The sequence below is a fragment of the Nucisporomicrobium flavum genome (assembly GCF_016464385.1).
GTDB classification, from domain to species: domain Bacteria; phylum Actinomycetota; class Actinomycetes; order Mycobacteriales; family Micromonosporaceae; genus Actinoplanes; species Actinoplanes flavus_A.
Window position 1 is genome coordinate 1 of sequence record NZ_JADMLH010000048.1, and the last position, 1,037, is coordinate 1,037.

Below are 1,037 nucleotides of genomic sequence, written 5' to 3' on the forward strand. Positions count from 1 at the left end.
CTAAGGCGTGTTTCATAAGCCCCGCCGAGATCTGAAGTTGCGGCGTGGCGGTGGTCGATAACTGAAGAGGTCTCCGGTATCTGGTTCTGCGACCAAGCAAGAACTTCATACCGGAGACCTCGTGGCCACCTTAGCGGTGACGAGGCGGCATGACCTGACCGACAGGCAGTGGGCCGTGCTGGCCCCGCTGCTGCCTGCGCCGTCACCGACGGGTCGGCCGCCCAAGTGGGAGAAACGACAGCTTATCGACGGGATCCGGTGGCGGATCCGCATCGGTGCCCCATGGCGGGACGTGCCGGCCGAGTACGCGCCCTGGCCCACGATCTACGGACTGTTCCGTCGCTGGCAACGTGACGGGACCTGGGAGAAGATCCTGTCAGCGTTGCAGTCCCAGGGCGACGCCGAGGGCCGCATCGACTGGACGGTCAGCGTGGACTCGATGACCAGCCGCGCCCACCAGCACGCCGCCGGCGCCCGCACCGACGGGCACCTGCAGAAGGAACCACCCGGCGGGGTCCATGACGAGCCGGCCGATCATGGACTCGGACGGTCCCGGGGCGGGCTGACGACCAAGACGCATCTGGCCTGCGAGCAGGGCCAGAAAGTCCTGTCGATGATCGTCACCGCCGGGCACCGCGGCGACAGCCCGCAATTCATCCCGGTCCTGCGCCGGATCCGGGTCAGCCGGCTCGGTGTCGGCAGGGCTCGATCACGTCCGGTCCTGGTGCTGGCCGACAAGGCCTACACCAGCCGCGGTAACCGACGCTATCTGCGCTCACGTGGGATCAAGGCCTGCATCCCGAGTAAGAGTGACCAGGACGCGCACCGCAAAGCCCAGGGTTCACGCGGCGGACGCCCGCCGAAGTTCGACCCGCAGCTCTACCGGCTACGCCACGCCGTCGAGAACGGCATAGCCCGCCTCAAACGCCACCGCGGCGTCGCCACTCGCTACGACAAGTTAGCCGTCCGCTTCCAAGCCGTCCTGACCATCACCATCATCAGCGAGTGGCTCTGACCGGCTTTTGAAACACGCCTTA

1 protein-coding gene is annotated in these 1,037 nt (G+C 66.7%); it reads left to right on the forward strand.

Annotated features, from left to right (window positions below; genetic code table 11):
* Positions 1-121 precede the first annotated feature (121 nt).
* Positions 122-1,015: an IS5 family transposase gene (locus IT780_RS41430; protein ID WP_199517387.1), complete on the forward strand. Its 894-nt coding sequence runs from the start codon at positions 122-124 to the stop codon at positions 1,013-1,015.
* Positions 1,016-1,037 lie beyond the last annotated feature (22 nt).